Origin of the sequence: Stenotrophomonas acidaminiphila (assembly GCA_002951995.1) — a bacterium.
Lineage (GTDB): Bacteria > Pseudomonadota > Gammaproteobacteria > Xanthomonadales > Xanthomonadaceae > Stenotrophomonas > Stenotrophomonas acidaminiphila_A.
In genome coordinates this window covers 2,714,146-2,737,890 of record CP019797.1, presented here as the reverse complement: position 1 = coordinate 2,737,890, position 23,745 = coordinate 2,714,146, and the positions used below count along the sequence as shown (strand labels likewise).

The following is a 23,745-nucleotide window of genomic DNA, read 5'->3' as shown; positions in this document are numbered from 1 at the left end:
TGCGGCGGCACGGATGCGGCAGGGCGCAGGGCGCCGCCGTGGCGGTTGTGCGGCTTGCGTTTCGACGGGGCGTGGATGAAGGTGGTGTGGCACCTTCCGGTGACAGGGACGGCGAATGGACGACGAGATCGTGTTGTTGGGGTTGCTGCTGCTGGCGGTGGTGCTGGCGGTGCCGGTGCTGCTGGTCATGGCGCTGGTATCGGTGGCCTCGCTGAAGCGGCGCGTGGCCGCGCTCGAGGACGCGCTGGCGCGCGGGCAGGTCGGCGAAGCCGGCCGCGCCGCCGATCCGAGCGACGCGCGGCATGGGCTGCCGCAGGCGTGGGAGATCCCGCCCGCGCCGGTCGAGCCCGTGCCGGAACCGGTGATGGATGCGCCGCAGCCCCCACCGCCCATGGTTACGCCACCGCTGCCGCCGCTGCGTGAACCCGTCGCGCCGCGGCAGGTCCGCAGCGCGCCCGGTCCCGCGCCCGTGCCGGAAGCGACGGCAGCGCCCGGGCCGAACCTCATCGAGCGCGGCGTCGCGCGCATCAAACAGTGGTTCACCCGCGGCAACGTGCCGGTCAAGGTCGGCATGCTGGTGCTGCTGGCCGGCGTGGCGGCGCTGCTCAAGTACGGCAGCGATGCCGGCTGGTTCAGTTTCCCGCCCGCGTTGCGCCTGGCCGGCATCAGCCTGGTGGCATTGGCCGGGCTGGTGTTCGCCTGGCGCAAGCGCACCAGCCACCGCGCGTTCGCGCTGGCCCTGCAGGGCGGCGCGATAGGCGTGCTGCTGCTGGTGGTGTTCGCCGCGTTCAAGAACCACGGCCTGATCGACGCGCTGCCGGCGTTCGCGATCAGTGTGGTGCTGATCGCCGGGCTGTGCGTGATGGCGGTGCTGCAGGAATCGCGCACGCTGGCCATCCTCGGCGTGCTGGCCGGGTTCATGGCGCCGATCTGGCTGTCCGACGGCAGCGGCAGCCATGTCGGCCTGTTCTCGTACTACGCGCTGCTTAATGCCGGCATCTTCGCCATCGCCTGGGTGCGGCCGTGGCGCATCCTCAACCTGCTCGGCTTCGCTTTCACCTGGGGCATCGGCACGCTCTGGGGCGTGCTGGACTACACGCCGGCCAAGTTCGCCAGCACCGAGCCGTTCCTGGTGCTGTTCTTCGCGTTCTACCTGCTGCTGCCGCTGCTGTATGCGCGCCGGGCGGCGACGCCGGGCGGCGCGCGCATCGACGGCTGCCTGCTGTTCGGCACGCCGCTGGTGGCCTTCTCGCTGCAGGCCGGCCTGTTGCAGGGCGAGCGCATGCCGCTGGCCCTGTGCGCGCTCGGCGTGGCGGCGGTCTATGCACTGCTGGCGCGTGCGTCGTGGCATCGCGAGCGGCTGCAACTGCTGGCGCAGGGCCATGCCATCCTGGCGGTGGGTTTCGCCACGCTGGCGGTACCGCTGGCGTTGTCGGCCAAGGCCACCGCCTCGGTGTTCGCGCTGGAAGGCGCCGGCCTGCTCTGGCTGGGCCTGATGCAGCAGCGCCGGCTGGCGCGCTGGACCGGCATCGGCCTGCAGCTGGCGGCGGCGGTCGCGCTGGCGCTGGGCATCGACGGCGCCCACGGCGTGCGCGACGCTGCGGCATCGGCGGTCGCCAACGCCGCCTTCATGGGCGCGCTGCTGATCGCATTGGCCGCCTTCGCCAGCGCCTGGCTGTTGCGTGACGCCGGCAACCGGCTGTTGGCGGCGATCGCCTATGCCTGGGGCCTGGCCTGGTGGATGGGCAACATCGGGACCGAGGTCGCGCGCTTCGTCGAGCCGCGCAGCGTGCTGCATGGCCTGTTGCTGCTGCTGGGCATCAGCGGCTGGCTGGCGGCCGAGGTGCACCGGCGCCGCCCGGCGCTGGCACTGTCGCTGACCACGCTCGGCTGCCTGGTACTGGCATTCCCGCTGGCGTTCCTGCAGCTCGGCGCGTATGGCCAGCCGTTCGCCGGCCATGGCGCCTGGGCCTGGCCGCTGTTCGCCGCGCTGGGCCTGCGCAGCCTGCTGTGCCTGCGCGCGGCGGGCGACGCCATCGCCGGTGCGGCGCAGTTTGCCTGGTGGCTGCTGTGGCCGACGGTGCTGTCGCTGTTGTCCTGGCACCTGGGCACGCGTTTCGAACTGGCCGGCGGCTGGGTCGGCATGCTGCTGGCGCTGCCGTGGCTGCTGCTGGCGGCGCTGTCGATCCGCCGCTGGCACTGGCTGGCGCAGCCGCTGGGTACCGCGTTCGACCGCTACCGCACGCCGCTGCAGGCGGCGATCTTCGCGGTGCTGGGCCTGTGGTGGCTGGTCTCGCTGGGCAGTGCCGGCGCGTCGGCGCCGTTGCCATGGATCGCGCTGTTTAACCCGCTGGACCTGGCGCAGTGGGCGGTGCTGGTGCTGGCGGCGATGTTGTTGTGGTCCGAGCCGGCGGGGCCGCGCGCGGCCGGACTGCGCCGCGGCCTGCTGCCACTGGCGGGGCTGCTGCTGGTCAGCGTCATCACCCTGCGCGGGGTGCATCACTGGGGCGGCGTCGACTGGAACGGGCGCCTGATCGGTACCAGCCTGGCGCAGACCAGCCTGACCGTGGCCTGGAGCCTGCTGGGCGTGATCGGCTGGGTCAGCGGCTCGCGGCGCGGGCAATGGGGCGTGTGGCTGGCCGGCGCGATCCTGATGGGCGTGGTGCTGGCCAAGCTGCTGTTGATCGACCGCGGCAACCTGGGCGACCTGCTCGGCATCGGCGCCTTCATTGCCTATGGACTGCTGTGCACGCTGGTCGGCTGGCTGGCGCCGGCACCGCCGCGTGGTCGCGGCAACGAACCGCAACCAGAGGAAGCATCCGCATGATCAGGCGTTTGTGGTGGATGGCGCTGCTGCCGTTGGCGGCGCAGGCGGCCGACGATTTCGCCCTGCAGTGGCCGCTGCAGCCGGCCCAGGCCGATGCCGGCGCCTATCGGATTACGTTGGATGCGGGCGTCTACCGCGCCGCTTACTGGCGCGACCTGCGCGACGTGCAGGTGCTCGACGCCGACGGCAAGCCGATGGCCAGCGCACTGCAGGCCGCGGCCATCCCGATCGCCGCGCCGGCGCGGCAGGTGCAGCTGGACTGGTTCGCCATGCCCGCCGCCACGGCCACCACGGCGGGCGGCGACCTGAGCGTGGTGGTGCAGCGCGACGCCGGCGGCAACGTGGTGTCGGTGCGCAGCGCGACGGGCGCTGCCGGCGTGTCCGCCGGCGATCCGTCGTGGCTGGTGGACCTGGGCCGGCGGGCAGGGCAGGTGCAGGCGCTGCGCGTGGAATGGGACGACCAGCCACAGCCGCTGGACCTGGGCTATCGGCTGGAAGGCAGCGATGACCTGCGCCGCTGGCAGGTGCTCGACCCGGAAGTGCGGCTGGTACGGCTGCGCAACCAGGGCCGGCAGCTGGACAGCGACCGCGTGGCGCTTTCCACGTCGCTGCGCTACCTGCGGCTGGTACCGCTGCAGCGCGAAGGCGCGCCGCCGCTGCGCGCGCTGCGCGGCGAGCTGGCCGGCGACGCGGTGGCGGACGACTGGCAGTGGCTCGAACTGGCCGCCTCGGCGCCCGACAACACCGCGCCGGCCCGTTTCCGTTACCGGCTGCAGGGCCGCTTCCCGGTGCAGCGGGTGGACGTGGCGATGCCGCCCAACACCGCGGTGGCCTGGACCGTGTCCAGCCGCGACGACGACCGCAAGGCGGACGGCGCGGAGCCGGCCTGGCAGGTGCGCGCCACCGGCTGGAACACGTGGACGCTGCAGGACGGCGGGCGCAGGCAGGCGTCGGCGCCGCTGGAACTCGGCCAGGAAAGCGCCGACCGCGAATGGCAGCTGCAGGCCGAACCGGCCGTGGCCGGCACGCCGGCGCCGGTCCTGAAACTGGGCTATCGGCCGGGCAGCGTGGTGTTCCTCGCCCAGGGCCGGGCGCCGTACCGGCTGGTGGCCGGCAATGCACGCGCGACCGCCCGCGAAAGCCGCCTGGAACCGATGCTGGCCGCGCTGCGCGCGCGCAACGGCGCGCAGTGGCAGCCGGCGGCGGCCGCCCTCGGGAGCCGAGCGTACGCGCGGGCGACGCGGCCTATGTGCCCGCGGCACCGGCGCGCGACTGGAAGAGCCTCCTGCTGTGGGCGGTGCTGGTGGCCGGCGCGCTGGCCGTGGCCGGCTTCGCGCTCAGCCTGCTGCGCGGCCAGCGTCCGGCGGGCGACTGACGCCGTTGCATGGCGGTGGCGCCGGTGGCGGCGATGGGAGTGGCTGGGCGCAGCCCGCCCGCGCGCGGCCGCGGGCAGGCCGGTGCGCCCCGTTGCGCAGGCCGCTGCGCGGCTACGGCGGGTCGATGAAATCGCGGCGCAGCAGCCCGTACAGCGCGCTGTCGGCGAGCTCGCCATTCACGTCCCAGCGTTCGCGCAGCACGCCTTCACGGACGAAGCCAAGCCTTTCGACCAACCGGCACGAGGCCTGGTTGCGCGGGTCGATGTCCGCTTCGATCCGGCGCAGTCCCAGGCCGTCGAACAGGTGGCGCAGGATCATGCGCAGCGCCTCGCTGGCCAGCCCGCGCCCCTGCCAGTCCGGGTGCAGGCTGTAGCCGATCTCGGCGCGGCCCTGCCCGCGCTGCATCGCGAACACCGCGCTGGTGCCGATCAGCCGGTCGTCGTGCGCGTCGGCGATCGCCCAGACCAGCATCTCCTGCTCGCGGCGCTGGCGCTGGATGTCGGCCACCTTGCGTTCGGCCTGGGCCAGCTCGGTCCACGCCGGGTAGCTCCAGTAGCGCATCACCCGCCGGTCGCTGTGAATGGCGAACAGCGCGGGCGCATCGTCCGCGCGCACTTCGCGCAGGCGCAGCCGGGGGCTGCACAGCTCGGGTTGTGGCAGGTGGGGCGGCATGCGTTGCACCTCGGGTTTGCCCCGCCTGCGGGGGCGGGCGAGAATTGCGGTTTCCCCACAGTCTTCCGGAGCCGACCCCGCCATGTCCATCGTCCGCATGACCGACCTCGACCTCGCCGGCAAGCGCGTGCTGATCCGCCAGGATCTGAACGTGCCGATCGACGAGAACGGCAGGATCACGTCCGAACAGCGCATCACCGCCTCGTTGCCGACGCTGAAGCGGGCGCTGGCCCAGGGCGCGGCGGTGATGGTCACCTCGCACCTGGGGCGGCCGAAGGAAGGCACGTGGAGCCAGGCCGATTCGCTGGCGCCGGTGGCCGCGCGCCTGTCCGAACTGCTGGGCGTGGACGTGCCGCTGGTCAGGGACTGGGTGGACGGCGTGGAGGTGGCCCCGGGCAGCCTCGTGCTGCTGGAGAACTGCCGCATGAACGTGGGCGAGGGCAAGGACGATGAAGCCCTGTCGAAGAAGTACGCCGCGCTGTGCGACGTGTTCGTGATGGACGCGTTCGGCACCGCGCACCGCGCGCAGGCCTCGACCCATGGCGTGATCCGCTTCGCCCCGGTCGCCGCCGGCGGGCCGCTGTTGATGGCCGAGCTGGATGCGCTGGACAAGGCCCTGGCCAACCCGGCGCGGCCGCTGCTGGCGATCGTCGCCGGCTCCAAGGTCTCGACCAAGCTCGAACTGCTCTCCAGCCTGGTCGGCAAGGTGGACCAGCTGATCGTCGGCGGTGGCATCGCCAATACCTTCATCGCCGCCGAAGGCCACGGCGTGGGCAAGTCGCTGGTGGAGAACGACCTGCTGGAAACGGCGCGCGGCATCGATGCCGCGGCCAAGGCGCGCGGCGCCGAGATCCCGCTGCCGGTCGACGTGGTGGTGGCGCCGGCGTTTGCCGCCGACGCACCGGCAACGGTCAAGGCGGTCGATGCGGTGGGCGCCGACGACATGATCCTGGATATCGGCCCGCAGACCGCCGCGCACTACGCCGCGCTGATCGCCAGGGCCGGCACGGTGGTATGGAACGGCCCGGTCGGCGTGTTCGAGTTCGATGCCTTCGGCAAGGGCACCGAAGCGCTGGCCCGCGCCATCGCCGCATCCGACGCGTTCTCCATCGCCGGCGGTGGCGACACCCTGGCCGCGGTGGACAAGTACGGCATCGCCGACAAGGTCAGCTACATCTCCACCGGCGGCGGCGCGTTCCTGGAATTCCTCGAGGGCAAGACCCTGCCGGCCGTGGCCGCGCTGGAGGCCCGCGGGGCGTGAGCCGCGATGTGCTGTTTTTCGATCTCGACGGCACGCTGATCGATTCGGCCGTCGGCATCACCCGCTGCGTGGCCTACGCGCTGGAGCGGATGCAGCAGCCGGTACCGCCGCCGGCCGAGCTGCGCCGCTGGATCGGCCCGGCGCTGCGCACCAGCTTCGCCCCGCTGTTCGGCGACGCGCAGCGCGTCGAACAGGCGGTGGCGCTGTACCGCGAACGCTTCGAACTGCACGGCTGGCAGGAGCATGACGTCTACGCCGGCATCGGCGAGGTGGTGCAGGGGCTGCATGCCGCCGGCCACCGGCTGGCGGTGGTCACCGCCAAGAACGAGCCGCACGCGCGGCGGATCGTCGAGCACCTGCCGTTCGGTGGCTGCTTCGAGGCGGTGATCGGCGCCACCGCCGACGGCGCGCGCAGCCACAAGCCGGAACTGATCGGCGAAGCGCTGCGGCGCTTGTTGCTGGCGCCGGCGCGGTGCTGGATGATCGGCGACCGGCGCATGGACATCGAGGGCGCGCGCCACCATGGCATGCGCAACATCGGCGTGCTGTGGGGCTTCGGTGGCCGCGAGGAACTGACCGCGGCCGGTGCCGGATCACTGGCCGGCACGCCGGCCGAACTGGAGCAGCTGCTGTCGCGCTGATGCGATGGCGGCGATGCAGGCCGCGCGGCGTGCGTTGAACCCGCGCGCGCCGCGCACGCGTTGCGCTGGGCGCGGTCCACGAGCTGCGCGTCGCAGGCGCCGGTGATTGCCGGCGCGTTGTCCTGGCTGGCCACCATGCTGTCCCTTGCTGACAGTCCGCGACCGATCCATGTCCGCTTGTGCATAGGCGGGCGGACAGCGCCGGGCAACGCGCGGGCGATGTCCGGACATGCTGTCTGCCCTGTCTGCGGGACAGCGTGGAAAGTGTCTTCTGAAATCGTATGCGACATCGTTGTCATGCACTGGATATGCTAATTTCGGCGGCCTTTCAGGGAGTTTTCGCACCATGATCGAACGCCAGCGCCGCACCAAGATCCTCGCCACCCTCGGACCGGCCACCGATGCGCCGGGCGTGCTCGACGATCTGTTCCGCGCCGGTGTCAACGTGGTCCGCCTGAACTTCTCGCATGGCGATCCGTCCGGCCAGGCCAAGCGTGCCGCCGAAGTGCGCGCCGCCGCCAACCGGGTCGGCGTGGAAGTCGGCATCCTCGCCGACCTGCCGGGCCCGAAGATCCGCATCGAGCGCTTCGCCGAGGGCAGGGTGCAGCTCAAGGTGGGCGACCGCTTCGACCTCATCGCCAGGGCCGACGCGGCGCCCGGCGACGCCACCCAGGTCGGCGTGAGCTACCTCGGCCTGCCGCAGGACGTGGGCCCCGGCGACGTGCTGCTGCTGGACGACGGCCTGATGCAGCTGCAGGTGGTGGAAGTGCAGGGCGAGCGCATCGTCACCAGCGTGCTCAACGACGGCGTGCTGTCCGACCGCAAGGGCCTGAACAAGCAGGGCGGCGGCCTGTCGCTGGGTGCGCTCACCGAGCGCGACAAGGAACTGATCGGCATCGTGGCGAAGATCGGCGTGGACTTCATCGCCGTCTCGTTCTGCCGCAACGCGCAGGACATGAACGACGCCCGCGCGATCGCCCGCCAGCACGGCTGCGACGCGGCGCTGGTGTCCAAGATCGAACGTACCGAGGCGATCGAGAACCTGGAGGAGATCGTCGAGGCCAGCGACGTGGTGATGGTCGCCCGCGGCGACCTGGGCGTGGAGATCGGCGACGCCGAACTGCCCGGCCTGCAGAAGAAGATCATCAAGGCCGCGCTGGCGCAGAACAAGGTGGTGATCACCGCCACGCAGATGCTGCAGTCCATGGTCGAAAGCCCGATCCCGACCCGTGCCGAAGTGCTGGACGTGGCCAACTCGGTCATCGACGGCACCGACGCGGTGATGCTGTCGGCCGAAACCGCGGCCGGCGCCTACCCGGTCAAGGCGGTCGAGGCGATGGCGCGCATCTGCCTGGGAGCCGAGCGCCAGTTCCAGACCGAGACCGATTTCAATGCCTCGCCGCGCAACCTGGAGCGCGCCGACCAGGCCATCGCCATGGCCACCATGTTCCTGTCCCAGCACGTGGGCGTGCGCGCGATCGTGGCGATGACCGAATCCGGCGGCACCGCGCGCTACCTGTCGCGGTTCCGGGCCAAGGCGCCGATCTATGCGGTCACCCGGCATGACGGTGCGCGCCGGCAGATGGCGCTGATGCGCGATGTGTTCCCGATCAATTTCGACAGCCGCGGCTTCACCCCGCGCGAGGCGGCGCGCGGCAGCATCCGCCTGCTGGTCGAGGCCGGCCTGCTGCAGGCCGGCGACCGCGTGGTGTTCACCAGCGGCGAGCACATGGAAACCCATGGCGCCACCAATACCCTGCGCCTGCTCGAAGTGGGCAGCGACGGCCGCGCCAGCGGGCTGGGCGAGCTCTGACGGATCTGCGTGCACGGGCCACCGCGATGGCCCGTGCATGACTGCAGTGGACAGGATTTGTCCTGGCGGACGGATTGAAACCGGTTCCAGCGCGTCCTCACGGCCGGGCAACGACGGCCGCGGGCTATAATCCGGGTTTTCCCGCACCCCGTCACAGGAACTTCATGAGCATCGAACTGCTGGCTGAAACCGCCCAGGCCATGGTCGCCCCGGGCAAGGGCATCATCGCCATCGACGAATCCACCGGCACGATCGCCAAGCGCTTCGCCAGCGTCGGCATCGAGAATACCGAAGAGAACCGCCGTGCCTACCGCGAGCTGCTGCTGACCACGCCGAAGCTCAACGAACATATTTCCGGCGCGATCCTGTACGACGAAACCATCCGCCAGAGCACCCGCGACGGCGTGCCGTTCGCCAAGTACATGGCCGACCACGGCATGATCCCGGGCATCAAGGTCGACAAGGGCGCGCACCCGCTTGCCGGCTGCCCGGGCGAGCTGGTCACCGAAGGCCTGGACGGCCTGCGCGAGCGCCTGCAGGAGTACTACAAGCTCGGCGCCCGCTTCGCCAAGTGGCGCGCGGTCATCAACATCGGCGAGAGCATCCCGTCGGGCACCTGCATCGAGTCCAACGCGCACGCGCTGGCCCGCTATGCCGCGCTGTGCCAGGAATGCGGCCTGGTGCCGATGGTCGAGCCGGAAGTGATCATGGATGGCGACCACGACATCGAGACCTGCTACGAAGTCACCGAAGCCACCCTGCGCTCGCTGTTCGACGCGCTGTACCAGCAGAACGTGCTGCTGGAAGGCACCATCCTGAAGGCTTCGATGGTCATCTCCGGCAAGGACTGCGACGAGCAGGCCGACGTCGAGGAAGTGGCCGAAGCCACCGTGATGTGCCTGAAGAGCACCGTGCCGGCGATCCTGCCGGGCGTGGTGTTCCTGTCCGGCGGCCAGAGCGACGAACAGTCGACCGCGCACCTGAACGCCATGAACCAGCTCGACAAGCTGCCGTGGCCGCTGAGCTTCTCCTACGGCCGCGCCATGCAGCAGGCCGCGCTGAAGCTGTGGGCCCAGGACATGCAGGGCAACTACGCCGCCGCGCAGAAGACCGTTTACGAGCGCGCCCGCGAGAACGGCCTGGCCGCGCTGGGCAAGTGGGAAGGCTGATCGCCGCCTGACGCTGATGGACGTGGAAACGCCGGCCCTGCGCCGGCGTTTTCATTTGCGAGCAGGCCCAGGGCCAGACAGGACCGGGCCCGTGGTGCGCAGATGGCGCAGCTTCTGCGGCCCTGCGCCAGCGGGGCACCCGCCAACGTCTCCGCGGGGCGCCGTAGCGCCAGGCAACGCCCAGCGGGCCTTCGCAGGGAAAGCTCCATGCGGGGCAAGCCCCGCATCTACGACACGCGGTCGCAAGGTTCCGCAACGTTGGGGATCGCCCGCGGTGGCGTTGCCGGAAAGGTCCGGCGGGGCGTTGCCTCGCTCTCCAGGAAATGCACTGCAGCGGCGGGCGATGGCATGGGAACGATCCCGCAGCCGGTCAGCGCGCGAACGACGGCAGCGGATCGTCCATCGACGGGAACGCCGGCCCTGCCTGCCCCGCGACCGCCAGCGCCTGCTGGTAGGCCTTGAAGGTGGCGGTGTTGTAGGCCACCAGCACGATGCGCACCGGCCGTGCGTGGCTCTTCTGCCAGGTCACGGTTTCGGTGACGGCGATGGCCGCGGCCTGGTGCATGGGGTAGCCGTAGACGCCGCAGCTGATCGCCGGGAAGGCGATCGATTCCAGCCGCATCTGTTCGGCCAGCCTGAGCGACTGCCAGTAGCAGTTGGCCAGCAGCGCGGCCTCGTCGCGCTGGCCACCCTGCCAGACCGGGCCGACGGCGTGGAACACATGGCGCGCCGGCAGTGCATGGGCGCCGGTGGCGCGGACCTCGCCGGGCGGGCAGCGCACGCCCGGGCGCAGCTCCGGCAGGCGCGTGCATTCGGCCAGCAGGCCCGGCCCGGCCGCGCGGTGAATCGCGCCGTCGACACCGCCGCCGCCGAGCAGGCTCTCGTTGGCCGCGTTGACGATGGCGTCCACGTCCAGGGTGGTGATGTCGCCGTGCCAGATGTCGATGTTCATGCCCCCGATCTTCCCTTTCCATGTATGAGCAAAACGTGACGGGTGCACGGCTTGCGCCGGCCCGCGGCAAAGTCTGAGGAAAGCCCGTCTCCACGGCTGCGACGCGGCGCCCGCAAGCAGCAAGGCCGCCCGGGGGCGGCCTTGTGCGGGGGGCGGGAGGCGGGGCGCCGGGCTTACGGCAGGCCGGCCAGCCAGTCGTCGTCGCTGCCTTCGTTGATGTCGGCGAACAGCGGGGTGGAGAAGTAGCGCTCCCCGGTGTCGGGCAGCATGGCCAGGATCACCGAGCCGGCCGGTGCCGTGGCGGCCACTTCCAGCGCGGTGGCGGCGGTGGCGCCGGCCGAGATGCCGACGAAAATGCCTTCCTCGGCGGCCAGCCGGCGCGAGGTCTCGATCGCGCGCTCGTCCTGCACCGCATACAGCGCGTCGTGGACGTTGCGGTTGAGCACCGCCGGCAGGAAATCCGGGGTCCAGCCCTGGATCTTGTGCGGCTTCCACTCGTCGCCCTTGAGCAGCGCGGCGCCGGCCGGCTCGGTGGCGATGATGCGGGTGTCCGGGCGCGCCAGCTTCAACACCTCGCCGACGCCGGTCAGGGTGCCGCCGGTGCCCCAGCCGCTGACGAAGTAGTCCAGGCGCCGGCCGGCGAAGTCGCGCAGGATCTCGGCCGCGGTGGTGTTGCGGTGATAGGCCGGGTTGGCCGGGTTGGCGAACTGGCTGGCCAGGAACCAGCCGTGTTTGGCGGCCAGTTCCTTCGCCTTCTCCACCATGCCGGTGCCGCGCGCCGCGGCCGGGGTCAGGATCACCTTGGCGCCGTAGGCGCGCATCGCCTTGCGGCGTTCCACCGAGAACGTCTCGGTCATTACCGCGACGAACTTGTAGCCACGCGCGGCCGCGACCATGGCCAGGGCGACGCCGGTGTTGCCCGAGGTGGCCTCGACGATGGTGTCGCCGGGCTTGAGCACGCCGCGCTTCTCGGCGTCGAGCACGATCGCCAGCGCCAGGCGGTCCTTGACCGAGCCGCCGGGGTTGAACGACTCGACCTTGACGTAGACGTCCACCCCGGCCGGCGCCAGGCGGTTGAGCTTGACCACCGGGGTGTTGCCGACGGTGTCGAGGATGCTGTTGTAGATGGCCATGGGGATCTCCTGGAAGGGAATCAGGCGGCGTCGGCCAGTGTCGGCGACGCCGTCTTTGCTGAAGGTGAGGGTGCGTGCGGGGTGGCCGGCAATGGCGCCTGGCCGAACCAGTGCAGTTCGTCCGCCAGCGCGGCCACCTCGCCGACGACCAGCAGTGCCGGCGACTGCACCGCATGCGTGGCGGCGGCGTCGGCCAGGTGCCGCAGGTGCCCGCTGACCACGCGCTGGCCGGGGCGCGAGCCGTTTTCCACCAGCGCGAACGGTGTGGCGGCGGGCAGCCCGGCGTCGAGCAGCTGCGCCTGGATCCGCGCCAGCGCGGCCACGCCCATGTAGAACACCAGGGTCTGCCGTGGCGCGGCCAGCGCATGCCAGTCGAGCGTGTCCAGCGATTCGCGGCAATGCGCGGTGACCAGCCGCAGCTGCTGGGCGTGGTCGCGATGGGTGAGCGGGATGCCGGCGTGCGCGGCGCAGGCCAGCGCGGCGGTGATGCCCGGTACCACCTCGTAGGCAATGCCGTGCGCGCGCAGGAACTGCAGTTCCTCGCCGCCGCGGCCGAACACGAATGCGTCGCCGCCCTTGAGCCGGACCACGCGGCGGCCGGCGCGGGCGTGTTCCAGCATCAGCGCGTGGATGTGCTCCTGGCGGGTGCTGTGGCCGCGCGCGGACTTGCCGACTTCGATGCGGTCGGCGTCGCGGCGGGCCAGCTGCAGCACGTCGGCGCTGACCAGCCGGTCGTGCAGGATCACGTCGGCCTGGTTGAGCGCCCGCAGCGCGGCCAGGGTGAGCAGGCCGGGGTCGCCGGAACCGGCGCCGACCAGCACCACCGAGCCGGCCGTTGCCGGCGGTTCGTCGGCCATGGCCTGGCGCAGCGCGGATTCGGCGTCGGCGGGGCGCTGGCGGCGCAGCAGATCCAGCACCGGGCCATCGAGCAGGCGGTCGAAGAACCGGCGCCGCGCGGCGGTGTCCGGGAAGCGTGCGCGGATCGCCGGGCGGTGGCGCCCGGCCAGTGCGGTCAGCTGGCCCCAGGCGCCGTCGAACAGCTCCTCCAGCCGGCGGCGCACCTGCCGCGCCACCATCGGCGCGGCGCCGCCGCTGGAAACGGCGATCTGCAGCGCGCCGCGCTCGACCACCGCCGGTACGTGGAAGCGCGACAGCTGGGCGTCGTCGACCACGTTCACGAACAACCGCTGTGCTTCGGCCGCGCGCGCGACCGCCTGGTTGACCGCGCCCGTGTCGGTGGCGGCGATCACCAGCCACACGTCTTCGGCCAGCCAGCGCGTGTCGAACAGGCCGGGCAGCCAGTCGATGCGGCCGGCCTCGGCCAGCTCCCGCAGCGGCGGCGACAGGTACGGTGCGCCGACCCGCGGCCGCGCGCCGGCGTGCAGCAGTGCCTCGACCTTGCGCCCGGCCACCGCGCCGCCCCCGACCACCAGCACGGCACGGCCGTTGAGATCGGCAAACAGCGGGAACAGGGGGCGTCCAAGGCGGGGAGGGCAGCGGTCGGGGCAGGGATGCTGACCGTAGTCCCGGCCCGGGCCGCCCGGAAATGACATGCCCCGCCTTACAGATTACTTTCGGTTATAAGTAGCCCCTGCGATCTGCCCTACAGTGGGTCGGTCCCCGCCGAGCCATCGTCCCGCCCCCGATGACCCTGACCCAACTGCGCTACCTGGTGGCAATCGCCGACGCCGAGCTGAACATCACGCTGGCGGCCACGCGGGTGCACGCCACCCAGCCGGGGCTGTCCAAGCAGCTCAAACAGTTGGAGGACGAGCTGGGTTTCCTGCTGTTCGTGCGCAAGGGGCGCAGCCTGGAGTCGGTGACCCCGGCCGGCGGGGAAGTGATCGCGCGGGCGCGGCTGGTACTGGCCGAAGCCAACAACATCCGCACCTATGCCGCCAACCAGCGCCGCGAGAGCCACGGCCAGCTGGTGCTGACCACCACCCACACCCAGGCGCGGTTCGTGCTGCCGCCGGCGGTGGCGCGGATCAAGCAGGCCTACCCGCAGGTCAGCGTGCACCTGCAGCAGGCGGCCGAGAGCGATGCGCTGGACCTGCTCAGCCAGGGCGACGCCGACATCGCCATCGTCAGTACCGCCGGTGGCGAACCGAGCACCGGTATCGCGGTGCCGCTGTACCGCTGGCGGCGGCTGGTGCTGGTGCCGCGTGGGCACGCACTGGACCGCGCCGGGCGCCAGCCGGACATGGCCGCGCTCGCGGCGCACCCGTTGATCAGCTACGAATCCTCGACCCGGCCCAGTTCCTCGCTGCGCCGCGCCTTCGCCGCGCAGGGGCTGGAACCGGACCTGGCCTTGACCGCGCTCGACGCCGACCTGATCAAGACCTACGTGCGTACCGGCCTGGGCGTGGGCCTGCTGGCGGAAATGGCGGTCAGCGCCGGCGACAGCGACCTGCGCGCCTGGCCGGCGCCGGCGGCGATCCCGAATGCACCGCCTGGGCGGTGCTGCCGCGCGACCGGGTGCTGCGCGACTACGCGCTGGAACTAGTGCATGTGCTGGCGCCGCAGATCGACAAGCGCGACCTGCGGCGCGTGCTGGACGGCAACCAAGAGGCCGACTGGCCGGTGCCACCGAGCTGGGAAGCGCTGACCCAGACCATCACCAACTGAGTTGTGGAAGCGCACCAGGCGCTTCGGCGGCGCGACTGTGTGACGTTACTCCGCCTGATAGTGGGCACGGGCGCGAAGGACGGTAATGCAGGGTGGAGAGTACGACGCCCAAGGCCAGGGAACGCTGGTTACACGCTGCTGTCTGAATTCGGCTGCGGCTCTCCGACGTGCTGGTGAATCGCGGGCGGCCTGGAGAACGTGCGCCCTGCTCCGGGGGGCAGATGGGTCTCGCGGTGCCCTTCGGGCTGGACGACGACAACGGGTGCTTGCTTCGCAACGCCCGGGAGGTACTCGGTGCCAGCACGCGTTCGGTTGGAACTGCGGCCGATCAGTGGAATGCGGATAGAATCCGCCTGTCCGTGTAGCCGCTGGGGAGCGGCCAATTGTTGGTTGTCCCGCATGCCACGAAGGCATCGCGGGATGCGTCGCGCGGATCGACCCCGACCATTGACCCAAGAGCGAGCACACCGAATGTCCAGCACCACCCCTGTTCAAGCCAAGCCGGCCCCCATCAAAGCCACGTGGATCACGCTGGTGATCGCCTGGGTTCTCTTCCTGTTGCCCATTCCAGGCGTTGGTCTTTTCGTCGGTGGGACGCTGAACCTTGTTGCGTTCATCCTGGCCATCGTGGTCATGGCGCGTGGCCGTACCGTGGGTGGTTTGATCCCCCTGTTGAGTTCCGTGATCGTCTCGCCGATCGTTTATTTCATTGGGCTGGCCATATTCGGCGCCGCTCTGAGCAGCGGCAGCTACAAGGACTACGCCGAGCGCAAGATGGCGGCTGAGGAAGTCCAGGCGGAAGCCTCGGAGTCGGAGCTCGCCTCCGCGCCGCAGGCGCAGCCCGCCCTGGAAGTTTCGGCGGATCGGCTGTTTGCCGCCTATGAGGCAAACGAAGTGGCGGCAGACAACGAATACAAGGGCAAGGTTCTTGCCGTATCGGGAAATGTCGTCGGCATCAACAAGGACTTCACGGATGAAGTCTATGTGGAAATGGAAACGGGTAATCCGTTCCAGTCCATCCACGCGCGTGGCGTTCCCCAGGATGTTGCTGCTGGGCTGCAGAAGGGCCAGCACATCACGGTTGAGTGCGTCGGTTCGGGTCTGATGGTGGGTAGTCCGATCCTGAAGGATTGCACGCTACTTTGATGGATCGATGTTCCAGCATGCCCACGGTGCTTCGGCGCCATGGGTGTGCTGGATGGCCGGCTCGGCAAGCCTGGCCGGGCGTGCTTCCGTGATCATGCCGCTCTGTGCGCATGCGTCCTGCCGACAGGGGGGCGCTTGCCGATAGCGCACCCGAGTATGGATTGGGAACGCGTTCGTGTCGCGGCGCATGCTGTTGGCACTTTCGCCTCATTGTCGATAGCACTACGCCGCTGGCGCCGGGACCGCCTGCGCATCTCATCCCTGCTTTCGCAGTACTGGCCACGCTGTGTTGCCGGGTGATGCCTCCCCTGCGGCGATGTGTCGCACATGGGCCGCGATGACACGGTCTTAAAATCGGGGCGTGATCCGATCCCCGTTCCTGCACCGCTGGATGTTGCTGCTCGCGCTGGCGGCCGCGCTGCTGATGGCGTTGGCGCCGGTGGTGAGCCGCTGGATCCAGTCCGCGCCGGGGGCGCATACGGCGATGGCGCACGCGATGACCTCGATGGCCATGGCCCCCCGGCGTCGGCGGTACCGCCGATGTCGGATGCGCATGCAGCGCACGCCGGGCATGTCGGGCACACGGGTGCGGCCACGGCCACGGATACTGACAAACCGCGCCCGCCAGATCCGCATGCCGCGCACGGCGAGGCCTGCGACTACTGCACCATGGCGTCGCGGTTGCTGCCCTGGCTGGCGCTGCTGCTGGTGCTGGCGCCGGTGCTGTACCGCGTTGCGCCGCAGGCACCGCGCGCCACCGTGTCCAGTGCCGGCCTGCGCTGGCCGGCGCACCCGGTGCGTGGGCCGCCGTTGTTCTCCTGACGACAGATTCCCTTTTTCCCGCTGCCTGTCGCTTCGTGCGGCACGTGGCATGTCGTACCGGAGAATTCCATGTATCCCGTTTCCCGTATGCCGGGCGCCCCGGCGTGCCTGGCCGCCTGTGTCTGCCTGGCGCTGTTTCCCCTGCTCGCGCACGCCGACGCGCCCGAGTCGATCAAGACCCTCGATACCCTGGTGGTGACCAGCGCGGCGCCGTCCTCGCCGTTGAACTGGGTCACCGATCCGCGCCTGCCGCGGCAGCCGGTGCCCGCCAGCGATGGCGCCGATTACCTCAAGACCGTCCCCGGCTTTTCCGCGATCCGCAACGGCGGCACCAATGGCGACCCGGTGCTGCGCGGCATGTCCGGTTCGCGGCTGAACATCCTCAGCAACGACGGCAGCCTGATCGGTGCCTGTCCCTCGCGCATGGACAACCCGCTGTCCTACATCGCGCCGGAAACCTACGACCGGCTGACCGTCGTCAAGGGGCCGCAGAGCGTGCGCTGGGGCGCCGGTGCCTCGGCCGGCACGGTGCGCTTCGAGCGCGACATGCCGCGTTTCGATGCGCCGGGCATGGAGCTGCAGGCCAGCGCGCTGGGCGGCTCCAACAACCGCAACGACCAGATGCTCGATGCCAGCTTCGGCAGCCGCCCGGGCTATGTGCGGGTGAATGGCAACCGCTCCGAGTCCGGCGACTACCGCGACGGCAACGGCGAGGTGGTGCCGTCGCGCTGGCGCAAATGGAACGCCGACGCCGCGATCGGCTGGACCCCCGATGCCGACACCGTGCTCGAGCTCAATGCCGGTACCGGCGATGCCCTGGCGCGCTATGCCGGCCGTGGCATGGACGGGGCGGCGTTCAAGCGCAGCAGCTACGGCCTGCGTTTCGAGCGCGGCAACCTGCCCGGCGCCTGGGACCGGCTGCAGGCCAACCTGTACTACAACGAGGCCGACCACGTGATGGACAACTACACGCTGCGCACGCCCAACCCGAACGGCAGCATGCCGATGCCGATGGCGTCGAACGTGGCGCGGCGCACCCGCGGCGGCCGCATCGCTTCGGAATGGCGCTGGCAGGACGTGGCCGTGGTCGCCGGCATCGATGCGCAGGACAGCCGTCACCGCAAGCGCAGCGGCATGCGCGGGATGTGGCAGCAGAAAGCGTGGACCCGCGACGCCGAGCTCGGCAACACGGGCGCGTTCGCCGAACTGACCTTCGGCGAGGACACGCCGCGGCGCTGGGTCAGCGGCCTGCGCGTGGACAAGGCGCGGGCCAAGGACCTGCGCCTGACCAGCGGGATGATGGGCAGGCCCAATCCGACCGCCGGGCAGACGCGCGAGGAAACGCTGGGCAGCGGCTTCCTGCGCTATGAGCGCGACCACGGCCAGGCCTGGACCTGGTATGCCGGGCTCGGCCACAGCGAGCGCATGCCCGACTACTGGGAGCTGTTCTCGGCCGACGCCGGCCCGGCCGGCAGCGCCAATGCCTTCGCCGGGGTGAAACCGGAAAAGACCACCCAGCTGGATCTCGGCCTGCAGTTCCGCGGGCGCACGCTCGATGCCTGGGTGTCGGCCTATGCCGGGCATCTGCAGGACTACATCCTGTTCACCTACCGCAGCGGCGGCATGATGGGCAGCAGCACGCGTGCGGGCAATGTCGATGCGCGCATCGCCGGTGCCGAGGCCGGGCTGGAATGGCGCCCGGTGCAGGGCCTGAAGCTGGGCAGCACGCTGGCCTATGTCTGGGGTGAGAACCGCGATGAGCGGCGGCCGCTGCCGCAGATCCCGCCGCTGGAAGGCCGTTTCAACGCCTCCTGGGAGCGCGGCCAATGGTCCACCGGCGCGCTGTTGCGTGTGGTGGCCGGGCAGGACCGGGTGGCGCAGGACGAAGGCAACGTGGTGGCGCGCGATCTCGGGCCGAGCGCCGGTTTCGCCACGCTTTCGCTCAATGCCGCGTACCGCATCAGCGACGGCCTGCGCGCCAGTGCCGGCGTGGACAACGTGTTCGACCGCGCCTATGCCGAACACCTGAACCTGGCCGGCAGCGCCGACTTCGGCTTCCCCGCCGACCCGGTGCGGATCAACGAACCCGGGCGCACGCTCTGGCTGAAGCTGGATTACCGCTACTGACGCGGCGGGTCCCGCTGCCGGGCCACCGGCGGCGGGACGCCTGTGTCATGCTTGCGCACCCAGGGACGAAGCAGGAACCGCAGATGACGCACCGGGCCGTGGCCTATGTCAGCACCGCCGTGGCCGGGCTGACGCCGGCCGATCTCGACCGCCTGCTGATCGACGCGCGTGCGCACAACCGCATGCAAGGCGTCACCGGCGTGCTGCTGCACGACGGCCACCGCTTCTTCCAGTATTTCGAAGGGCCGCCGGCCGGGGTGGAGAAGATCTATGCGCGCATCCGCGATTCGCGCATGCACGTCGGGCTGGAAGAGCTGCAGGATGGCCCGGTCGAACAGCTATATTTCGCGCAGTGGCACATGGGCTGCAGCCGCACCGATGGCAGCGCGCTGCGCGAGCTGAGCAGCCGCCAGTGGCGGCAGGAAGCGCGGTACCTGGGCGAGGACCTGGCGCACGCCGGCGACACGCCGGGGCTGCGTGGACTGCTGGCGTTCTGGGAACAGCAGCAGGAAGCTGTGCCCAGCTGATCGCGCCGCGCATGTTGCGCTGGTCTCGCCCGGAAGTTGCTGCCGGGCAAGCCCGGCACTGCGGGGTGCGACGGATCGTCCACGGTGGGTGGCGCCTGCCGCGCAGGGGCGTCGCCGCGCAAACGCCGCACGCTGGCCGCCCTAGATGTCCTCGTGCAGGCCGCACTCGCGCTTGAGGCCGAAGAAGCGGGTGTCCTCCTCGCGCATGCCAGGTTCCCAGCGGCGGGTGGTGTGGTAATCGCCGATGGACACATAGCCCTGTTCCCACAGCGGGTGGTAGGGCAGGTCATGTTGCTTGAGGTACTGCCACACGTCGCGGTCGCTCCAGTCGGCGATCGGGTTGACCTTCCAGCGCGCGTCGCGGCGCTGCAGCACCGGCGTGGTGGCGCGGCCGCTCGACTGGCTGCGGCGCAGCCCGGTGAACCAGGTGCCGGCCTGCAGCTCGTCCAGCGCGCGCTTCATCGGCTCGACCTTGCGCAGGTTGTTGTACTGCTCGATGCCGACCAGGCCCTGTTCCCACAGGCGGCCGTGGCGGGCCTCCATCCAGGCGCGGCTGACCAGCGGCCGGTACACCTTCAGGTTCAGGCCCAGGCGCTCGCTGAGGGTGTCGGCGAAGCGGTAGGTTTCCGGGAACAGGTAGCCGGTGTCGATCAGGATCACCGGGATGTCCGGCCGCTCGCGGCTGAGCAGGTGCAGGGTCACCGCCGACTGCGCGCCGAAGCTGGAGGACAGCACGTGGGTGCCGGGCAGGTGCTGCAGCGCCCAGCGCACGCGCGCGGTCGCGTCCATCGCCTCGAGCCGCGCGTCGAGCGCGGCGGTTTCCTCGGGGACGCGGTGTTGCCGGTGTGGCGGGAAGACAGGGGCAGGGCGCTCATGCGTGCAGTTCCACGGCAATCTGGCGGTGGGTCGGGTAGGGCGGCAGTTCGATCAGCCCGCGGCGGTGCAGGAAGTCGCCGAAGCGTTCGTCCGCGTCGCGTTCGGCGGCATAGCGCGCCAGCAGCGGCTCCAGCGCCTGCAGGATCTGCGCCTCGGTGACGTTGTCGCGGTACAGCGTGTTCAGGCGCTGGCCGCGGTGGTCGCCGCCAAGGAACAGGTTGTAGCGGCCCGGCGCCCTGCCGACCAGGGCGATTTCGGCCAGGTACGGGCGCGAGCAGCCGTTGGGGCAGCCGGAGATGCGCAGCAGGATCGGCGCCTCGCGCAGGCCATGCCGGGCCAGCAGCGGTTCCAGCGCGGCGAGGAAGCCGGGCAGGTAGCGTTCGGCCTCGGCCATCGCCAGCGCGCAGGTCGGCAGCGCCACGCACGCCACCGCGCCACGCGCGGTGGCGGTGGGCGCGTTGTTCTCCAGGTCCAGCGCATGCTGCGCGACCAGTGCGTCGATGCGCGCGCGCTGTGCCGCGGGCACGCCGGCGATGATCAGGTTCTGGTTGGCGGTCAGGCGGAACTCGCCGTGATGCACCCGCGCGATCTCGCGCATGCCGCTCAGCAGTGGCCGCCCCGGGGTGTCGGCGATGCGCCCGCTGGGCAGGGACAGGGTCAGGTGCCACAGGCCGTCCGCACCCTCCACCCAGCCGAAGCGGTCGCCGTTGTGCTCGAAGCGGAACGGCCGCGCCGGCTGCAGCACCATCCCGGCGCGTTCCTGCATCAGCGCCACGATGGCGTCGGTGCCGTGGTCGTCGATGGTGTACTTGAAGCGTGCGTGCTTGCGTTCCTCGCGGTCGCCCAGGTCGCGCTGCACGGTGATGGCGGCCTCGGCGATGGCGAATACCTGTTCCGGGGTCACGAAGCCGATCACGTTGCCCAGCCGCGGGTAATGCGCGGCGATGCCATGGCTGGCGCCCATGCCGCCGCCGATGGCGACATTGAAGCCGGCCAGGTTGCCGGCGTCGTCGACGATGGCGACCAGCCCGAGGTCGTTGGCGAACACATCGACGTCGTTGTACGGCGGCACCGCCACGGCGATCTTGAACTTGCGCGGCAGGTAGGTGTCGCCATACAGCGGTTCGTGCTCGACCCCGCTTTCGGCGACCTTTTCCTCGTCCAGCCAGATCTCGTAGTAGGCGCGGGTGGCCGGCAGGAAGCGCAGCGACAGCTGCTGCGCCCACGCGTGCACCTGTGCATGCAGGCCCGACAGCAGCGGGTTGCTGGCGCCCAGCACGTTGCGGTTGACGTCGCCGCAGGCCGAGACGGTATCCAGCGCCGCGGCGTTGATCGCCTGCATCGTCGCCTTCAACTCGCGCTTGATCACGCCGTGGAACTGGAAGGTCTGGCGGGTGGTGACCCGCAGCGAGTGGTTGGCCCAGGTGGTGGCGATGCGATCGAGCCCGAGCCACTGCTGCGGGGTGAACACCCCGCCCGGCGCGCGGATGCGGATCATGAACTGGTGCGCGGGCTCGAGCTTCTGCCGCCGGCGCTCGTCGCGCAGGTCGCGGTCGTCCTGCTGGTAGCTGCCGTGGAACTTGATGGTGCGCTGGTCCTCGAAGCCCAACGAGCCGGTGGTGGCATCGTCCAGGCCCTCGTGGATGGTGCCGCGCAGGCGCCGGCTTTCGCGCTTGATGGTTTCGACGGATGGGTGGCTCATGGTGTGTCCAATGGCGGTGTGGGTGCGCGCAACGCGTCAGTACACGTCGCGGGCGTAGCGGCCTTCGCGCTGCAGCGCGGACAGGTACCCGGCGGCGGCCTCGGCATCGCCGCCGTTGTGCGCGGCCACCACCTCCAGCAGCGCGGCATGCACGTCCCTGCCCATGGCGATGGCGCCGCACACGTACAGGTGCGCGCCACCCTGCAGCCAGTCGTACAGGTCGCGGCCGCGCTCGCGCAGGCGCTGCTGCACGTAGATGCGTTGCTGCGAGCCAGCCCGCGCATCCATGTGCGGGGATTTCAGAGGGTCGCGGGAGAAGGCCAGGTCGAGGCGATGCAGTTCCTTCTTCTGCAGGGCCTCCTGCCACTCGACCTGGTAGAGGAAATCGCTGTTGAAGTGGCGGGCACCGAAGAACAGCCAGTTGCGGCCGCTGGCGCCGGTCTCGGCGCGTTCCTGCACGAAGCCGCGGAACGGCGCCACGCCGGTGCCGGGGCCGATCATGATGATGTCGCGGCTGGCATCGGCGGGAACCCGGAAGCGTTCGTTCGGTTCGACGAACACCGGCACCTGCGCGCCTTCCTGCAGCGTGGCGAGGAACCCGCTGGCGGCGCCGACATGGCCGCGGCCGTGCGCGTCGTAGGCCAGTTCGTCCACGGTCAGGTGCACCTCCTCGCCCACGCGCCTGCGGCTGGAGGCGATGGAGTAGAGCCGGTGCGCGGCCGGGCGCAGCGCGGCGACCAGTGCGGTGGCGTCCCAGTCGGCTGGCCAGCGGTGCAGCACGTCGACCAACTGGTGGTCGGCGAACACGGCGGCCAGTTCGCCGCTGCGGGCCGGCTCCAGCAGGCCGGCCAGGTCGGCGCTGCCGCTGCGTTCGGCCACGGTCGCCAGCAACGGGCGCGAAATGCGGGTCAGTTCGCGGTGTTCGCCCAGCCATTGCGCCAGCGGGCGCTCATGGCCGCCATGGCTGACGCCGGCGTCGCCGTCCAGCCCGGTGGCGGCGAGGATCGCATCGACCAGCTGCGGCGGGTTGCGGTGGACGATGCCCAGCGCGTCGCCCGGCTCATAGTGCAGGCCGCTGCCCTCCAGCGACAGTTCGAGGTGGTGCACGCGCTTGTCGAAGCGGCCGTAGTGGCCGAAGGCCGGGCCCTTAAAGTCGCGGCCGCTGATCGGTTGCCGCGCCAGCAGTTCGGCCATGAATGGATGCTGTGCGCTGTACGCCGTGCCGTGGCCGTGCCCGTGGCGCAGCGGAGTGACGTTGCTGGCGGTCGTCGCGGCAGCGTCGCCCAGCACCTGGCGTGCGTCCGCCAGGGCACGGCTGCGCCATGGCGTGGCGACACTGTCGATGTCGAGGTCGGCCTCGCCCAGCGGCTGCAGGCGCCGCGCGCCCAGCTCGGCCAGGCGTGCGTCCAGCCTGCGGCCGATGCCGCAGAAATCGGCGTAGCTGGAATCGCCCAGGCCGAGTACGGCGTAGCTGAGCTCCGGCAGCTTCGGTGCGCGCCTGCCGCCGATGAACTCGACCAGGCCGATGGCGTCGTCCGGCGGGTCGCCCTCGCCCTGGGTACTGATGACGATGTACAGCAGGCGCTCGCCGGCCAGTTCGCGGGTCGGGTAGGCGTCGGCGCGGAGCAGCCGCACCGCCAGCCCGGCGGCCTCGGCGTCGCCGGCCAGCTGCTCGGCGGTGCGGCGGGCATTGCCGGTCTGGCTGCCATAGACGATGGTCAGGCGGCCGCTGGCCGGCGCCGCCGGCTGGCCGCCGGGAATCACCGCCAGCGACGGCGGCGGATGGCCCTGGGCCAGCCCGGCCGCGAAGCCGGACAGCCACCACAGGCTGTTGCCGTCCAGGCCCTCGACCAGGCGCGCCAGCAGCGCCCTGCGGTCCTCGGGCAGGGGGCTGGGGGGCACGGTGGCAGCGGCGGCGGTCATGTCCGGTCCGGTCGGGGATGGGTGACCGATGCTAGGGAGCGGCGCGGGGCGCGGGAAAGGATGCGCGGTTATCGGTTCATGCCCTGCGTTCATTTCTGCGCGGGGCGCGCGCCGCGCACACTCGCCATCCTGCCGGGGACGTGCGCCTGT

The 23,745-nt window shown here is 70.9% G+C and carries 14 protein-coding genes and 4 pseudogenes; 11 read left to right on the top strand and 7 right to left on the bottom strand.

Translation table 11 applies throughout. The features are described from left to right. Positions 1-115: 115 nt before the first annotated feature. Entirely contained in the window at positions 116-2,827 is a 2,712-nt protein-coding gene (locus tag B1L07_12265; protein ID AUZ55730.1) for a hypothetical protein, read from the top strand. Then, a pseudogene (locus B1L07_12260) lies at positions 2,827-4,202 on the top strand (hypothetical protein). Before B1L07_12265 ends, B1L07_12260 begins: the two are co-directional and overlap by 1 nt. Before the next feature lie 112 nt (positions 4,203-4,314). On the opposite strand, the gene B1L07_12255 reads toward B1L07_12260, so the two are convergent. Next, the gene (locus B1L07_12255) at positions 4,315-4,875 is read right to left on the bottom strand and encodes a hypothetical protein (GenBank protein ID AUZ55729.1); all 561 of its coding nucleotides are present in this window, start codon (positions 4,873-4,875) and stop codon (positions 4,315-4,317) included. A gap of 82 nt (positions 4,876-4,957) precedes the next feature. On the opposite strand from B1L07_12255, the gene B1L07_12250 reads away from it, so the two are divergent. The 4 genes from B1L07_12250 to B1L07_12235 all read left to right on the top strand — a co-directional run bounded on the left by B1L07_12250 (position 4,958) and on the right by B1L07_12235 (position 9,759). After that, positions 4,958-6,136 (top strand): phosphoglycerate kinase, encoded by a 1,179-nt coding sequence (locus tag B1L07_12250; GenBank protein ID AUZ55728.1) that lies wholly within the window; start codon positions 4,958-4,960, stop codon positions 6,134-6,136. Beyond that, positions 6,133-6,777, top strand: coding sequence for an HAD family hydrolase (locus B1L07_12245; GenBank protein ID AUZ55727.1), 645 nt, complete (start codon positions 6,133-6,135; stop codon positions 6,775-6,777). Before B1L07_12250 ends, B1L07_12245 begins: the two co-directional genes overlap by 4 nt. A gap of 346 nt (positions 6,778-7,123) precedes the next feature. After that, positions 7,124-8,590: a pyruvate kinase gene (locus tag B1L07_12240; GenBank protein ID AUZ55726.1), complete on the top strand. Its 1,467-nt coding sequence runs from the start codon at positions 7,124-7,126 to the stop codon at positions 8,588-8,590. Positions 8,591-8,754: 164 nt separating this feature from the next. Then, complete coding sequence (locus B1L07_12235) at positions 8,755-9,759, top strand: fructose-bisphosphate aldolase (protein AUZ55725.1); 1,005 nt, start codon at positions 8,755-8,757, stop codon at positions 9,757-9,759. A 370-nt stretch (positions 9,760-10,129) separates the two neighbouring features. Here B1L07_12235 and B1L07_12230 read toward each other — a convergent pair whose 3' ends face one another. The 3 genes from B1L07_12230 to B1L07_12220 form a co-directional block, all read right to left on the bottom strand. Continuing rightward, positions 10,130-10,711: an O-acetyl-ADP-ribose deacetylase gene (locus B1L07_12230; GenBank protein ID AUZ55724.1), complete on the bottom strand. Its 582-nt coding sequence runs from the start codon at positions 10,709-10,711 to the stop codon at positions 10,130-10,132. A gap of 173 nt (positions 10,712-10,884) precedes the next feature. After that, positions 10,885-11,844, bottom strand: coding sequence for a cysteine synthase A (locus tag B1L07_12225; GenBank protein ID AUZ55723.1), 960 nt, complete (start codon positions 11,842-11,844; stop codon positions 10,885-10,887). A gap of 20 nt (positions 11,845-11,864) precedes the next feature. Continuing rightward, entirely contained in the window at positions 11,865-13,316 is a 1,452-nt protein-coding gene (locus B1L07_12220) for a uroporphyrinogen-III C-methyltransferase (protein ID AUZ56581.1), read from the bottom strand. 173 nt (positions 13,317-13,489) lie between these two features. Here B1L07_12220 and B1L07_12215 point away from each other — a divergent pair. The 5 genes and pseudogenes from B1L07_12215 to B1L07_12195 all read left to right on the top strand — a co-directional run bounded on the left by B1L07_12215 (position 13,490) and on the right by B1L07_12195 (position 19,094). Continuing rightward, positions 13,490-14,472 (top strand): annotated as a pseudogene (locus B1L07_12215) (CysB family transcriptional regulator). A gap of 633 nt (positions 14,473-15,105) precedes the next feature. Then, the gene (locus B1L07_12210; GenBank protein AUZ56580.1) at positions 15,106-15,618 is read left to right on the top strand and encodes a hypothetical protein; all 513 of its coding nucleotides are present in this window, start codon (positions 15,106-15,108) and stop codon (positions 15,616-15,618) included. 424 nt (positions 15,619-16,042) lie between these two features. Further along, positions 16,043-16,440 (top strand): annotated as a pseudogene (locus B1L07_12205) (hypothetical protein). A gap of 69 nt (positions 16,441-16,509) precedes the next feature. Further along, the gene (locus B1L07_12200; protein AUZ55722.1) at positions 16,510-18,567 is read left to right on the top strand and encodes a TonB-dependent copper receptor; all 2,058 of its coding nucleotides are present in this window, start codon (positions 16,510-16,512) and stop codon (positions 18,565-18,567) included. Positions 18,568-18,614: 47 nt separating this feature from the next. Further along, on the top strand, positions 18,615-19,094 hold the full coding sequence (locus tag B1L07_12195) for a hypothetical protein (protein ID AUZ55721.1): 480 nt from the start codon (positions 18,615-18,617) through the stop codon (positions 19,092-19,094). Positions 19,095-19,235: 141 nt separating this feature from the next. On the opposite strand, the pseudogene B1L07_12190 reads toward B1L07_12195, so the two are convergent. The 3 genes and pseudogenes from B1L07_12190 to B1L07_12180 all read right to left on the bottom strand — a co-directional run bounded on the left by B1L07_12190 (position 19,236) and on the right by B1L07_12180 (position 23,595). Continuing rightward, positions 19,236-19,969, bottom strand: a pseudogene (locus B1L07_12190) (phosphoadenosine phosphosulfate reductase). Further along, positions 19,966-21,672, bottom strand: coding sequence for a sulfite reductase subunit beta (locus B1L07_12185; GenBank protein AUZ55720.1), 1,707 nt, complete (start codon positions 21,670-21,672; stop codon positions 19,966-19,968). Before B1L07_12185 ends, B1L07_12190 begins: the two are co-directional and overlap by 4 nt. 36 nt (positions 21,673-21,708) lie before the next feature. Then, complete coding sequence (locus B1L07_12180) at positions 21,709-23,595, bottom strand: sulfite reductase [NADPH] flavoprotein, alpha-component (protein ID AUZ55719.1); 1,887 nt, start codon at positions 23,593-23,595, stop codon at positions 21,709-21,711. Between the last annotated feature and the right edge of the window lie 150 nt (positions 23,596-23,745).